General features: G+C 58.1%; 13 protein-coding genes. 4 read left to right on the top strand and 9 right to left on the bottom strand.

Features of this window, described 5'->3' with window-relative positions; translation table 11 throughout:
- The 5 genes from ACKZ62_RS14025 to ACKZ62_RS14005 form a co-directional block, all read right to left on the bottom strand.
- Positions 1 to 2601: a fimbria/pilus outer membrane usher protein gene (locus ACKZ62_RS14025; protein WP_242461435.1), complete on the bottom strand. Its 2601-nt coding sequence runs from the start codon at positions 2599 to 2601 to the stop codon at positions 1 to 3.
- 152 nt (positions 2602 to 2753) lie between these two features.
- The gene (locus ACKZ62_RS14020) at positions 2754 to 3530 is read right to left on the bottom strand and encodes a fimbrial biogenesis chaperone (RefSeq protein WP_241089565.1); all 777 of its coding nucleotides are present in this window, start codon (positions 3528 to 3530) and stop codon (positions 2754 to 2756) included.
- A gap of 108 nt (positions 3531 to 3638) precedes the next feature.
- Entirely contained in the window at positions 3639 to 4202 is a 564-nt protein-coding gene (locus tag ACKZ62_RS14015) for a fimbrial protein (RefSeq protein WP_032885692.1), read from the bottom strand.
- Positions 4203 to 4434: 232 nt separating this feature from the next.
- Positions 4435 to 5511 carry a 4-hydroxyphenylpyruvate dioxygenase gene (gene hppD, locus ACKZ62_RS14010; protein ID WP_032885693.1) on the bottom strand — a complete coding sequence of 359 codons (1077 nt, stop codon included), beginning with the start codon at positions 5509 to 5511 and terminating at the stop codon, positions 4435 to 4437.
- 247 nt (positions 5512 to 5758) lie between these two features.
- The gene (locus tag ACKZ62_RS14005) at positions 5759 to 6682 is read right to left on the bottom strand and encodes a DMT family transporter (protein ID WP_447096888.1); all 924 of its coding nucleotides are present in this window, start codon (positions 6680 to 6682) and stop codon (positions 5759 to 5761) included.
- Positions 6683 to 6758: 76 nt separating this feature from the next.
- Between ACKZ62_RS14005 and ACKZ62_RS14000 the strand changes: the two genes are divergently transcribed.
- From ACKZ62_RS14000 to ACKZ62_RS13990, 3 genes are all read left to right on the top strand, one after another.
- Positions 6759 to 7664, top strand: coding sequence for a LysR family transcriptional regulator (locus ACKZ62_RS14000; RefSeq protein ID WP_122765177.1), 906 nt, complete (start codon positions 6759 to 6761; stop codon positions 7662 to 7664).
- A 52-nt stretch (positions 7665 to 7716) separates the two neighbouring features.
- Positions 7717 to 9258 (top strand): EAL domain-containing protein, encoded by a 1542-nt coding sequence (locus ACKZ62_RS13995; protein ID WP_447096887.1) that lies wholly within the window; start codon positions 7717 to 7719, stop codon positions 9256 to 9258.
- A gap of 198 nt (positions 9259 to 9456) precedes the next feature.
- Positions 9457 to 9822, top strand: coding sequence for a histone-like nucleoid-structuring protein, MvaT/MvaU family (locus tag ACKZ62_RS13990; protein ID WP_095184729.1), 366 nt, complete (start codon positions 9457 to 9459; stop codon positions 9820 to 9822).
- 111 nt (positions 9823 to 9933) lie between these two features.
- On the opposite strand, the gene ACKZ62_RS13985 is transcribed toward ACKZ62_RS13990, so the two are convergent.
- Positions 9934 to 10470, bottom strand: a complete 537-nt coding sequence (locus ACKZ62_RS13985) for a DUF4946 domain-containing protein (RefSeq protein WP_447096886.1) — start codon at positions 10468 to 10470, stop codon at positions 9934 to 9936.
- A 198-nt stretch (positions 10471 to 10668) separates the two neighbouring features.
- On the opposite strand from ACKZ62_RS13985, the gene gloA reads away from it, so the two are divergent.
- Entirely contained in the window at positions 10669 to 11190 is a 522-nt protein-coding gene (gene gloA, locus ACKZ62_RS13980; protein WP_032885699.1) for a lactoylglutathione lyase, read from the top strand.
- A 50-nt stretch (positions 11191 to 11240) separates the two neighbouring features.
- Here gloA and ahpF read toward each other — a convergent pair whose 3' ends face one another.
- From ahpF to ACKZ62_RS13965, 3 genes are all read right to left on the bottom strand, one after another.
- Positions 11241 to 12806, bottom strand: coding sequence for an alkyl hydroperoxide reductase subunit F (ahpF, locus tag ACKZ62_RS13975; protein ID WP_447096885.1), 1566 nt, complete (start codon positions 12804 to 12806; stop codon positions 11241 to 11243).
- Between the two features lie 123 nt (positions 12807 to 12929).
- Entirely contained in the window at positions 12930 to 13493 is a 564-nt protein-coding gene (gene ahpC, locus ACKZ62_RS13970; RefSeq protein WP_032885701.1) for an alkyl hydroperoxide reductase subunit C, read from the bottom strand.
- A 133-nt stretch (positions 13494 to 13626) separates the two neighbouring features.
- Positions 13627 to 14559: a site-specific integrase gene (locus ACKZ62_RS13965; RefSeq protein ID WP_179178952.1), complete on the bottom strand. Its 933-nt coding sequence runs from the start codon at positions 14557 to 14559 to the stop codon at positions 13627 to 13629.
- Between the last annotated feature and the right edge of the window lie 36 nt (positions 14560 to 14595).

Here is a 14595-nt window from a genome sequence, read left to right as displayed (position 1 = left end):
TCACGGGTGCCGTTCAATACTGCCGGCTACTTGGCGAACCGAGCTGGGTACGCACAACCCTTGGAGATAGTCGACGTCTTGCTGGCGGCTGTTCGCGGCATGCGCAGCCATCTGGTAGTGGACGTCGCATCGTTCAGAAATTTTTTCACCCCATTTGACGATCAACGTGCCGGCAGCCGGGATATCGCGCACAAAAGCTTTGCTGGCTTGGCCCACTACGCCGACTTCCCGGCCTTGCTGGTCCAGAACCTGAGCCGCAAATGGCAGCGGCGTGCCATTCTGCTGTTTGGCCTGGACGATCACCGCCCGCCCGCTGACGGTCTTGAACTCCACCAATTGCACTGCACCGAGGGTTGGAACGATATCCAGGCTCGACTCTTGAAGCTCCACGTCCATGGACATGCCTTGTGGATCAACACTCACCGTATTGTTTTGGAATGCCCTGAGTGACGGAACCACGGCATACCCGCTGCTATTGATGCGTGTAACACCGTCGTGGCCCAACACTGCGCCTTCGGCATCCGGCACATGAACCAGCGCAGAGGCCTCTCCCAGGCTTTGCGAAAACGTCACGCCGCCAGCGTGAGCGACGATGCCGCCATCGGCGCCAAATGAAAGCTGGGATCTATCGCGGCTCTGACCATAGCCTGCACGCACGCTGGCAGAACCGGTGCGGTACCCTGCGTGGGTGTTAAGTTGCCTGGAACTCGATTGATCACTGGTCGCGCGGCTGGCGGAAAAACCGTAGTCGAACTCGGCGTTCTCGCCCAGGAAGCCGTTGATGCCCACTTGCTGCTGGCTGCCCCGTGTATCGCCACTGTCCCGAGACAGCGAAGTATTGATGGTCGGCGACCTCGGTTCGCTCCCCAGCGGCATCGATAACGTCAGCATGTAGCGGTTATCGATGCGCCCGGGTTGGCCGATACGCCCGAAAAACACATCGTCACTGAGCTCGCTTTGAGTCAGTTGTCGCGTGTCCTGGACCCTTGAGCGCTGCGCCGAGAGGTTCCAGTTGACCTTGTTCCAGGTCGAGCCGTAACTGGCGGTGAATGAGACCTGGCGCCCTTCCTGCCCGCCCCAATAGTCGACAGAGCTGCCGTACAGGCTCAAGGTGCCTATGCCCAACTGCTGGCTGATGGTCAGGTCGAGCCGACTTTTTTGCCGGGCATAACCGTTGACATCACCGGACTGGCGAGCGATTTCACGCACATTCAGTGCATCCGGAAGGTTCAGGTAACCCTCTGTAGAGAACCGGTATGCACCCAGCGCAAAATGCGTACCCGAGGCGGGCAGACTTTTGTTGTAGCCCACGCCCAGGCTTTGGCCGGACAGGCGTCCATGATCAGCCACCTTGGTATGCGAGGTGGCGCCGTCCAGCGAGAAAGCACCGATGGACGTATTCAATGCAATACCGATCTTGCCCTGCTCATAACCGTTGGAAAGACTGCCGCCGCCATACACCGTCAAGTCATCGGTCAAGCCGTGTTGCAGAGTGCCTTGAAAGACGTTTGCGCCCTTGGCATCGATGCCCTTTTGCTGCACCTCACCCAAGGTGGCGCTGTATTTTGTCGTGTCGGCCCGCAGTAATTCCGGGGCCACCGAGTACGGCACGACGAAGGTGTTTCGACGCCCGTCGACTTCCGTCACGCTGACGATCAAATCACCGCCATAACCCGTGGCATGCAAATCACTGATGACAAAAGGGCCAGGCGCGACTGTCGTCTCATAAATGGTGTACCCGTTCTGGCTGACGGTGACCGTTGCATTACTGTCGGCGACACCGCGTACCTGCGGTGCATAACCTTGCTGCGTCTGCGGACGCATGCGGTCGTCGGTTGCCAGGCTTACGCCTCGCACGCGTACCCCGTCGACAATCTGTCCGTTGCTGAAGGTATCTCCAATAGTGAGTTGTGATTGCCAGGGGATGATGCTGCGCTGCACGTAAGTGGACGTGTTCTGATAAGTCTCAAACCCTGTGCGGTTGCTCCAGGCTTGGGCACCTTGGTGCCGCAAGCGCCAGGCGCCCAGATTAATCCCCGCATTGAGGCCCAGGTAAGTGCGACCGTCGCCTTCACCAGCAGTGACCGCATTGGTACTGAAGTTGTAATTGAGCAGCCCGGCGGTAATGCCCTCATCCAACAACTCGGGGTCAATGTAGCCGCGCATGGACCGGTTCATGTAGGCCTGCGGCACGCTGGCGGCTAACTCAAGGGCGCCCGGATCGAACGAGCTGGACGCCATCGGAATCCACTGCCCCAGGTCGCCGCAATACTGGCCGGCTGCGGCAGGGTTCGCGAGCTCGCGCCCACGGGTATCGGTATCGACTTTATCCATCGCGATACCGATTTTTTCCAATACTTCGCGACTCAAACACGGCTGCGCACCGGTCTTTGCGTGGGCCGCGACGAACTCCACCTCCCTGCGCCCCAAAGCCTGGCCGTTGACCACGATATCTATGCGATATAGGCCAGGACTCATCTGGTTGCCGGTATTGAACCGTGACATGTCAACCGACGATGCCAGGCCGCTGGAGAATGCGTTCAGATCAAAGCTCAACTCAGACGCAAGCGCGGAATCGCTTGCGATTACGGCCGCACTCATCAAACCGCCCAACATCATCTTTCGATGCTGGAATGGCAAAATCGGGGCGCAACGATGCACCCGTACTTGGATGTGACTAGGCATAGTTATGACTTCAGTGGACGCTGAGAAATGTACGTTTGCTTGCGATCAGCAACGTTCCGGGGACGCGTTCAGCGATGCAATACAGCAGGCTGCGCCGATGAAAAGCTGCCGAAATCGTTGATGTAGGTGAAATTCACCCGCGCATCGGCGGGTATTACCTTCGCGGCGTTCGGCACCGGCAACTTCAACGTGCCTCCCGGTTCCACCATCGCTTCGGGCAGTGACAATTTTTTCGCGTCGGGATGGGAGCCCATAAGCAGGTAAATGTCGTTGAAGGTGACGTGATAAGCCGAAGGGTTGTGCACCTGTATCACGGTGTCTTGGGCGACATGCTCCAGGGACCAGCGCAACAGCCCTGGCGCCTCCTCGGGCGTTCCAGATAACTGCGCCGGGCGAAAAAACACCTTGGTGCGGATACGGAACGCAAACTTGAAGTGATTCCGCTGGCTGTCTTCGAGGGTGGGATCAAACTCATTGGTAGCGCCCGGCACTTCAAGTACGTTCAACCAGAACAGCGACTCTCTATCCGCAGGCAGCGGTGCCTTGGTGTAGGACAAGCGCATGAACTGGCTTTTGCCGGCGTCCAGGCGAAATACCGGGGGAGACAGCACGAAAGGCACATCGCTCAGTGTCGGCGCTGCCTCGGCATCACCTGCGTCCAGCCAAGCCTGGACCAGACGGGGTGCGTGTTTGTCATCATTGGTCACTCGTATGGTGACCTCGCGTCGCTGCTCGGGGTAAATCTGTCGCGTACCGTCGATAACTACCCCCGCGTGCGCCGCATGCGAGGCTATGCACAAGGCCAGACTCAGCGCGACGGACACCACGCGATGACTTAAGAACATCATTAAATCCTGCATCGGGTAATCCTTGAAAACAGTTGTCCTGCGCCCGACCGCAAGGTCGAGCGAGGATCTCAGGCAACAAACGCAATGGTTATCAGCGCGGCTGCATCAAGGAAAGGTGACCGAGTACTGCACACTGCTGGTGACATTGCCCGCGCCTGCCGCTCCGCCATTGGCGATGTAGCGTGCGTAGAACGGTAAGGTCGCCAGACCATTGGTCACGGTGGCAACGGTTGAGTTATTACCTACGCGCAAGTCCATTGGCGTGTTGGAAGCGCCATCGAGAATTTGTACCTCCACCCGCGAGGCGGGTGTTGCAGTGGCGGTATTACGCAGGTTGCCGGTTGCCGGGTTGATGCCAGGGCTGGTCGGCTCGTAACGTACGGCGACCTTGGTACCGTTCGGGCATCCGCCCGAGCCGCCCACATAGACAAAGTAGCGCTTGCTGCCGGCCGTATCGCCTGCGGCCTTGAGGGCCGAGGTTTGCACGCGATCAAGAACGACCGGGAAGTTGGCACCTGAACCTGGCGAGGCTCCGGTGCCGCCGCTGATGGTGCAGGTAGTGCCACTGACCGAGCCGGTGATCGTGATGGTACCGTCTGCTGCATAAGCGGAGCTGGCAGCGAAGCCGCACAAAGCCAGCACTGCAGCCGCCAGAGTGTGTTTTGTCATAATCAGTCTTTCCTTAAAATTAGGGGTCGCGAAACGCACACTTGTGACGCAGGAGAGGATCAGCTCTTGCGACGTCCATGGGTGGAGTCTCGTAAAATTTTGTTCCACAGCCCCGAGGAGTTGTCTGTTGCAAAACCTTTCTGACGAGTTTGGCAGGCAAAAAAAAGCTCCGTACCTTTCGATACGGAGCATGTTCTTGAATTGCCCGAAAAGCCTGCCAGGCTTTGGATGGCTAGTCGGCGGTCAATACGCCACGGCGGACTTGATCGCGCTCGATCGACTCAAACAACGCCTTGAAGTTGCCCTCGCCAAACCCATCATCGCCTTTGCGCTGGATGAACTCGAAAAACACCGGGCCCATCAGGGTTTCCGAGAAGATTTGCAGCAGCAGGCGCTTGTCACCTTCGATGGATGAGCCGTCCAACAGGATGCCACGAGCCTGCAACTGATCCACCGGTTCACCGTGATTCGGCAGGCGGCCTTCGAGCATTTCATAGTAGGTGTCCGGCGGCGCGGTCATGAAGCGCATGCCGATCTTCTTCAGCGCGTCCCAGGTCTTGACCAGGTCGTCGGTGAGGAACGCAACGTGCTGGATGCCTTCGCCGTTGAACTGCATCAGGAACTCTTCGATCTGCCCGGCGCCCTTGGACGACTCCTCGTTCAGTGGGATGCGGATCATGCCGTCCGGCGCGCTCATGGCCTTGGAGGTCAAGCCGGTGTATTCGCCCTTGATATCGAAGTAACGCGCCTCACGGAAGTTGAACAGCTTCTCGTAGAAGTTCGCCCAGTAAGCCATGCGCCCGCGATAGACGTTATGAGTCAGATGGTCGATGACCTTCAGGCCTGCGCCTTGTGGGTTGCGCTCCACGCCGTCGAGGTAGACGAAGTCGATGTCATAGATCGAGCTGCCTTCACCAAACCGGTCGATCAAGTACAACGGCGCGCCGCCGATGCCTTTGATTGCCGGCAGGTTCAGCTCCATCGGCCCGGTTTCGATATGGATTGGTTGAGCGCCCAACTCCAGTGCGCGGGTATAGGCTTGTTGCGAGTCCTTGACGCGGAACGCCATGCCGCAGACTGACGGGCCATGCTCCGCCGCGAAATACGAGGCGATGCTGTTGGGTTCGTTGTTGAGGATCAGATTGATCTCGCCTTGGCGGTACAGGTGCACGTTCTTGGAGCGGTGGGTCGCGACTTTGCTGAAGCCCATGATCTCGAAGATCGGCTCCAGGGTGCCCGGGGTCGGCGATGCGAATTCAATAAATTCAAAGCCCATCAGGCCCATTGGGTTTTCGTGTTGGACGGTCATGGTCGGTGCCTCATCATTCTTGTAGGTAGCAAGGGGTTATTTGCAAGCAAGGATGAGGTGGGAGGGAGGCGCGCAGGACAGGCCTCGCACGCTGCGGGCGAGGAAGTCACCAAAGATGAGGGGGGAGCCGAGTCGCTTCATGGTTACATCAGTCTCTGACGGCTGAGGCTTGCGTGAGCGCAAGTCCATATTCTTGTATGCGTAAATCGATTCTACACAGCGTAAAGATGTTTGTCCGTACTCTTCATCAAATCCCTATTGCCCTTGCCCGTGCAAGGGGTTTGTTACACAGGTAAATGCCAGCCAAAATGAAGGCACCGCCTATCAGCATGGGCAAGGTCAACGCTTCACCCAGCAATAAGGCGCCGCAGATCACTGCGGTCAGCGGGTTAAGCGCGATAAATACACCGGAACGTGTCGTGCCGATCCGCCGGATGCCGTCGTAGTAACCGATATAAGCCAGCGCCGAGCCGAGCACACCCAAATACAACAGGCTCAGCAGCTGTGAAAGCCCAAGGCTTGCGACCTCTTTGACCGTGAAGTTTCCTGACAGCGCTGTGGTTGCGGTCAACATCAGGGTTCCCAGCAATACCGACCACGTCACGGTCTGCAATGGCCCCAGGCTTGCGTTCAGCCCGCGGGAAGCCAGCGAATAAACGCCCCACGCCGCCACACAACCAAGGATCAGCAAGTCACCCCGCCAACTATGGGCGCCTGCCTGCATCAGCTGAGGGTTGCGACTGACAATCACAGCGACTGAGCCAGCCACGCACAATGCAACCCCCATCACCTTGGTGCGATTCAGGTGCTCTTTGAACAACAACCACGACGCCAGGCCAATCACCGCCGGGTTCAACGCCACGATCAATGACGCCCGCGACGCATTGATGTACTGCAGCCCATAAAAGAAGCACAGGTTGTAGATGAAAATCCCGAAGAACCCCAGCAGCGCCAATTGCGCAAGTTGCCGAAGACTCGGGCGAGCCAGTGGGATGCGTGCGAAGGCCATGAACAGCAACAACGCCAGGCTCGCCAGGATAAAACGCAGGCTCGCGGCCAGCAGCGGATTGAGCTGATCGGCCAGGTAACGACCAGCGATAAAGGTGCCGCCCCAGATCATGGTGACGGCGGCGAGTTTGCAATAGGTCAGGCGATCCGAAGCGGGGCTCATTGGGTTGGCTCAAGTGACAGAAGATCTGGAGTATTCTTCTGCTAATGATCAATCATCGTAAAATGAGTATTTGCTCATGACCTTGACCCAACTGGAAATTTTCTCACTGGTGGCCGAACTACAAGGCTTTACCAGCGCAGCGCACCGGCTCGGCATCAGCCAGTCGGCGGTGTCCCATGCGATCAAAGCGTTGGAGCAAGAGCTCGGTGTCGAGCTGTTCCGGCGCCATCAAAACCTGGTGGAGCCGAGCGAGATCGGCCAGCAATTGCTTGGACGCGCCCGTGCCATGCTCGGCCTGGCCAACACGCTGCAACAGGAAGCAGCAGATGCCCGTGGCATGAAGCGCGGCACCCTGCGCGTCGGCTCGTTTGGGCCAACTGCGTCGATTCGCCTGCTGCCCGGTATCCTCAGCCAGTTTCGTGCAGCCTACCCGGGCATTGAGGTCCACGTAGATGAAGGCCCTGACCGGCAAGTGTTGCAGTGGCTGGATGAGCGGCGGATCGATGTAGGCTTTGTGGTCTTGGAGCAGGAGCGCTTCGACACCTTCGCCTTGTTTGACGACCAAATGGTCGCGTTGTTGCCCACGGAGCACCCACTGGCCGCTCGCGATGCCCTGACTCTTCAGGAGCTGTGTGACGACCCTTTTATTCTCACCGAGGCAGGATCGTCGGAACTGGTGTCCCGACTGTTCGGTGCGGCCCAATTACGGCCCAAGGTGCGGTATCGCTGCGCCCAACTGCTGAGCACTCTGGAAGCCGTCAGTCGCGGGGACGGTTTGAGCATCGTGGCCGAGGCGTCGTTGCCACCGCTGGACGACCCGCGCTATGTGAAACGACCGTTATCCCCTCGTGTACCGCGCCAGATTGGCTTGGCAGTGCTTGATCGGCGCCAGTCATCACCCGCGACGCTGGCGTTCATCGAGATTGCGCAACGCGGTGGTAGGGCAAGCAATTGTCCACCGAGCCATCTATTATCGAAATAATACTGACCGGCCTGCCGGCGCATCCCCTACTCCGCAACAGGCCGCACAACTCATGCCCCTCACCGTCAAAGGCCCGCGAGAGCCAATCGTCCGCTACTCGATCAGCGCCCTCTGCGGTCTGCTGCCGATCCTGCTCGGCTTGGCCATCCTGTATTGGCAAGCAGAAAGAACCCTTGAGCAAAGCACGGCGCAAACCGCCGAGGAAGCGGTGCGCCAGTTCGACCTGATGCTCGATAACACCGCCCTCGCCGCCCAGGCCCTGCTGCCGCTGGCAGGCCAGCCCTGCGATAACGGCACCCAATTGGCGTTGCGCGAGCAGGTCACAAGGCGCCCGTTCGTGCGCGCCACGACCTTGTCCTGGCAGAAGAATATCTATTGCAGCTCACTGTTCGGCAGCAACTATGAGTCGCCCGTAAACCCCGACGACTATGTGGACGGTCGGCTTTGGTTGATGAATGGCAACCCGGTGACGCCGGACACTGCGCTGCTGGTGTACCGACTGGTCGACGGAGACCAAGGCGCGTTTGCTTCAATTGACGGCTATCACCTGACCAACGCCTTGCGCCTGATCAGCCGCTATGCACAGTTGGTCCTGCAAGTGGGGCCCAACTGGCTGGCTGCCGACGGCAGTGTTCATACCACGGAAGTGCCGAAATTTGCCGTAGCCCATCATCACTTGGCCTCGCAACGCTATGGTTACAGCGTCGACGCCGGCATGCCGGACGGCGAGGTCTGGCGTTACATGCAGGCGCGCTATCGTGCGATGTTCAGCCTGGTGATGTTCTTTGGCGCAATGGCAGGCCTGCTCGCGCATTGGCTGCAAAAACGCTCCTCGGCACCGACCCATGAACTGCGACGGGCGTTGGGCGCCGATGAGTTCATTCCGTATTTTCAGCCGGTGGTACGCGGCGACACCCGCGAATGGGCCGGCTGTGAAGTGCTCATGCGCTGGCAGCATCCCAAGGAAGGCTTGGTACGGCCTGATCTATTTATCCCGCTGGCCGAACATTCCGGCCTGATCGTGCCGATGACCCGCGCCCTGCTGCGCCAGACCGCCGTACAACTGGCTCCCCATGCGGCACGGTTTTGCCCGGGGTTCCACATCGGCGTGAATATCACCGCCCGCCATTGCCTCGACCTGACGCTGGTGGACGATTGCCGTGAGTTTCTCGCCGCCTTCATACCGGGCCAGGTGACCTTGGTGCTGGAGTTGACCGAGCGCGAGCTGATCGAGCCCACCGATATCACCCGTCGCCTGTTCGACGCCTTGCACCAACTGGGCGTCATGATTGCCATCGATGACTTTGGTACCGGCCACTCAAGCCTGGGTTACTTGCGCAACTTCAATGTGGACTACTTGAAGATCGACCAGAGTTTTGTCGCCATGATCGGTGCAGACGCGCTGTCGAGGCATATCCTGGACAGCATCATAGAGTTGTCCGGCAAACTGGATCTGGGTGTCGTTGCTGAAGGTGTGGAAACGGTCGAACAATGCGAATACCTGGCTGCTCACGGCGTGGATTTCCTGCAAGGCTATCTGTTTGGAAAGCCACTACCCAGCGATGAATTCATTAAAAACCTGACCAGCCATTGAATAGCCACGTATTAGCGGCGTTGAAATAATGTTAGTAAGACAAAAGACATGATTTACTCGTAGCGGATTAACTACTACAATTTTTCCTGCCTGTGCAGAACTCGCAGGACGACGTCCTCTTTGAGTCGCCTTAACGCTATTGGCTAATAGCTTTGTCTGCAGTTGATATCAGCCAACAACACTATTGGAGTACAGATTTTGTCCAGACTCGCCGAATTTCGCGCAGCAGAAAAAGCCCTTCAAGAGCAGCTTGCCCAGCTGGAATCCCTGAAGAATGATGCTGGCCTGAAGAAAGAAATCGAATTCGAAGAAAAACTTCAAGGGCTGATGAAAACCTACGGCAAAGGCCTGCGTGACATCATCCTGATCCTTGATCCAAACCCGGGCAAGACCAGCGCTGCTGCTGCCAACGCACCAAAACAACGCCGTGCACGCGTGGTCAAGGTCTACCACAACCCGCACACCGGCGAGCTTATCGAAACCAAAGGCGGCAACCACCGCGGCCTCAAAGCATGGAAAGAACAGTATGGCGCCGCCACTGTAGATTCCTGGCTTCGCGGCTGATTACACCGCACTAATAAAGAGCCCCGCGTCAGCGGGGCTTTTTTATTCAAGGGTTCGAAACCGAACTTAAATAACATTTCATTTTGTTCAAATTCGACGCGCAACACGCACTTAAAGTTTGAGGCTGTCGCGCACCGAACGGACTTCATCCTTACTCGCCTCGTAAGCATCGGCTTGACCCGCGTATGAGAAAACATACGCTTTATCGGTATCAACAGCTCCCACCAATGTTTGTGAAAGCACGTGCCGTCCATTCTCGGTAATCACACAGGTAGTTTCCATGGCCTCAAGCCGACTCAATGTTGTCGAGTGCATTTTGCTGCAGACACTTTGGTAACCGCTCTGGGCAAAATCTTTCTGGATGGACTTGCGCATTTCCAGCAATACACCCTGAAGATTAACGTTATGGCCCGCCTCAGTCGGCGTTGCCGTCAACTCCATCACCATCAGCGTGTTGCCGTTTTCATCGTTCTTGATTGCACGCTGACGCGAAACCGGCTGTGGCGTTGGCGGCGTTTCACCATCACGCACCACCTCCTCGACTTGCCAGCCGCTGGGCCAGTGGATTTCCGGATCCGCCGCCGAAACGAAAGGACTGGCCAACAGCAGGCATACAGCACTCAACAGCGGATTACGACGTTCGGTCATGCGAAAGATACCCAAGGTTCAAGCGACAAAGTGTGAGGCCCGCTACCCGCTGATCGCAAGACCCGCGTGACCTTTTTCATTTGGCGCAGCAGGCGGGCCTTGCGTATCATGGCCCGGCTGCACGGATGCCAGCCGCAAGCCAAGGGAACGCTCCTCTCACCTGGAGCCGCGTTTGCCCCATTTTTTTCTGGAGGGCCCATGAGCCTGCACGAACTGAACACTTTCCCGGGCGTCACCGCCCAACCTGACACCGCCACCACGAACTTCGTGTTCAACCACACCATGTTGCGGGTCAAGGACATCACCAAGTCACTGGACTTCTACACCCGCGTACTGGGTTTTTCGCTGGTTGAAAAGCGTGATTTCCCCGAGGCTGAATTCAGCCTCTATTTCCTGGCCCTGGTGGACAAATCCCAGATCCCGGCCGACGCCGCCGCGCGCACCCAGTGGATGAAGTCGATCCCTGGCATCCTGGAACTGACCCACAACCACGGCACCGAAAACGACGCCGACTTCGCCTACCACAACGGCAACACCGACCCGCGTGGTTTTGGCCATATCTGCATCGCGGTGCCGGATATCGTCGCTGCGTGTGAACGCTTCGAAGCCCTGGGCTGCGATTTCCAGAAGCGCCTGACCGATGGCCGCATGAAGAGCCTGGCGTTCATCAAGGACCCGGATGCGTACTGGGTTGAGATTATCCAGCCCACGCCGCTGTAACGAAAAAACCCCATGAGTGATCATGGGGTTTTTCATTTCCAGCCGGGTAGTTACGCTGGCGCGGAGGTGCGGATCAGGTGATCAAAAGCACTCAGGGAAGCCTTGGCGCCCTCGCCTACTGCAATCACGATCTGCTTGTACGGCACGGTCGTCACGTCACCCGCGGCAAACACACCGGGCAGTGAAGTTTCGCCACGCGCATCAACGATGATTTCGCCACGCGGGGTCAACTCTACGGTGCCTTTGAGCCAGTCGGTATTAGGCAGCAGGCCGATCTGCACGAAGATACCTTCCAGGTCGATGGTCTTGAACTCGCCGCTGTCACGATCCTTGTATGCCAAGCCCGTGACTTTCTGGCCATCGCCTTTGACTTCACTGGTCAGCGCACTGGTGATCACGTCAACATTCGGCAGGCTGTACAGCTTGCGCTGCAACACCGCATCGGCGCGCAGCTTGCTATCGAACTCCAGCAAGGTTACGTGGCTCACGATGCCCGCCAAGTCGATGGCTGCTTCCACGCCGGAGTTACCGCCGCCGATCACTGCCACACGCTTGCCTTTGAACAACGGACCATCGCAATGCGGGCAGAAGCATACGCCTTTGGCTTTGTATTCCTGCTCGCCCGGCACGCCCATTTCACGCCAGCGGGCGCCAGTGGCCAAAATCACGGTCTTGGACTTGAGCGTCGCGCCGCTTTCAAAACGAATCTCGTGCAAGTCACCAGGGTTTTTCGCCGGGACCAGGCTGCTGGCACGTTGCAGGTTCATGATATCCACGTCGTACTGACGCACATGAGCCTCCAGTGCGCTGGCCAGTTTCGGCCCCTCGGTTTCCTGTACCGAGATGAAGTTCTCGATGGACATGGTGTCCAGCACCTGACCACCAAAACGCTCGGCGGCAACACCGGTGCGGATGCCTTTACGCGCAGCATAGATGGCGGCTGCTGAACCGGCGGGACCACCGCCGACAACGAGTACGTCAAAGGCGTCTTTGGCGCTGATTTTTTCGGCGGCTTTTTCAATACCACTGGTGTCGAGCTTGGCGAGAATTTCTTCCAGGCCCATGCGGCCTTGGCCGAAGTTCACGCCATTGAGGTACACACTTGGCACCGCCATGATCTGGCGTTCGTCGACTTCAGCCTGGAACAGCGCACCGTCGATGGCGACGTGACGGATGTTCGGGTTGAGAACGGCCATCAGGTTCAGCGCCTGGACCACGTCCGGGCAGTTCTGGCACGACAGCGAGAAGTAAGTCTCGAAGCTGAACTCACCTTTAAGGGCGCGAATCTGTTCAATCACTTCGACACTGGCCTTCGACGGGTGGCCACCGACTTGCAGCAGGGCCAACACCAGCGAAGTAAATTCATGGCCCATAGGGATGCCGGCGAAACGCAGGCTGATATCGGCACCTGGGCGGTTGATGGAGAACGACGGTTTGCGCGCGTCATTGCCATCGGTCTTCAGGGCGATCAGCGTGGTGAGGCTGGTTACGTCCTGCAGAAGGGCAAGCATTTCCTGGGATTTCGCGCCGTCATCGAGGGAGGCGACGATCTCGATCGGCTGGGTGACCCGTTCCAGGTATGACTTCAACTGAGCTTTAAGATTGGCGTCCAACATACGGGCGATTTCCTTTAATTCTGGGTATAAAAAAACGCCCGAGCGAATCTCGCCCGGGCGTTTTTGAGGGCGGTTGCAGCTTACTTGGTAGGTGCGGAAACCCGCCCTTGATGCTTCATAGACTTAGATCTTGCCGACCAGGTCCAGGGACGGAGCCAAGGTGGCCTCGCCTTCTTTCCACTTGGCTGGGCACACTTCGCCTGGGTGGGCAGCGACGTACTGGGCAGCTTTGATTTTGCGCAGCAGCTCGGAAGCGTCACGGCCAACACCGCCGTCGTTCAGTTCAACGATCTTGATCTGACCTTCTGGGTTGATCACGAACGTACCGCGATCTGCCAGGCCAGCTTCTTCGATCAGCACGTCGAAGTTGCGGGAGATGGTCAGGGTTGGGTCGCCGATCATGGTGTATTGGATCTTGCCGATGGCTGGCGAGGTGTTGTGCCAGGCAGCGTGGGCAAAATGGGTGTCGGTGGAAACGCTGTAGATTTCGACGCCCAGTTTCTGGAATTCGGCGTGGTTGTCAGCCAGGTCTTCCAGTTCGGTTGGGCAAACGAAGGTGAAGTCGGCTGGGTAGAAGAAGAACACCGACCACTTACCTTTCAGGTCAGCATCAGACACGTCTACGAAGTTGCCGTTTTTGAACGCGGTAGCTTTGAACGGTTTTACTTGGCTGTTGATGATAGGCATCGTTGACTCTCCGTCAGGGGTTAAGAAGTTGATGGGGTGAATCCTACCCACTCTTTCCGACGCTGGCTCATTGGCAAACCTGATGCTGACGATTGGTTTTCCCTATCAGGAGACTGTATTAATAGAAGAAATCTCAAAGCAGCGGTTGAGTGGCCAATGTCATGCCGAGAAAGGGCGTCGCTTCAACATAGCGCATGGCGGATTTCATGTCGTTCCAGCCGACATAACTCATCAACGACTTCAAATCCCAGCCGCTGCGATGGGCCCAGGTGGCAAAGCCCCGACGCAGGGAATGGCTGGTGTACTGCTCGGCGGCGATGCCTGCGCGCTCCAGCGCCTGACGCAACAACGGGATCACGCTATTGGGGTGCAAGCCCTCCTCGCCCAGGTTGCCCCAACGGTCGATGCCCCGGAATACCGGACCACGCACCAGCGCTGCTGCGCTGAGCCATTCGCTGTAGGCCTGAACGGGGCACAGGCGCAGCAGCGCAGGCGTGTGATAGGTCTTGCCGAGGTTGTCGCGGTCACTTTTGCTGCGCGGAAGGTACAGGCTGATGCCGGTTCCGGGTGTGGCCTGAACATGTTCAATGCTCAGTCGACACAACTCATCGCTACGAAAGCCACGCCAGAAGCCGAGCAGGATTAACGCGGTGTCGCGCTTGGCACGGAGCAGGCGCGGCTGATCGTGTGCGTGGGCTGCCTCTTGCGCTTCAGCGTCAAGCGATGCAACCACCTGCTCCAAATGCTTGAGCTGCAATGGCTCGGCCTGCTTCTCCTGCACAGGGTGCACGGCGCGAATCCCCTTGAGCACTTTGCGCACCACGGGGGCTTTGGTCGGGTCGGGGAACCCCTGGCTGGTGTGCCATTGCGCAAGCGCCGACAGCCTCAGCTTCAGTGTGTTAACCGCAAGCACGCCCGCATGGGCCGCCAGATAGCGCGCCACGCTGTCACTGGTGGCCGGCAGAAACCCGCCCCAGCTGACTTCAAAGTGCTCAATCGCCGCGCGGTAGCTACGGCGTGTGTTGTCGCGGGTGGCAGCGTTGAGATAACGATCAAGATCGCTCATGGGAGGCCTATTCGTACTGCGGGCATGCGTTTCTGC

The organism is Pseudomonas sivasensis (assembly GCF_052938085.1).
Note: the sequence above shows the minus strand (reverse complement) of the source record. Positions and strands in the feature narration are given on the sequence as shown.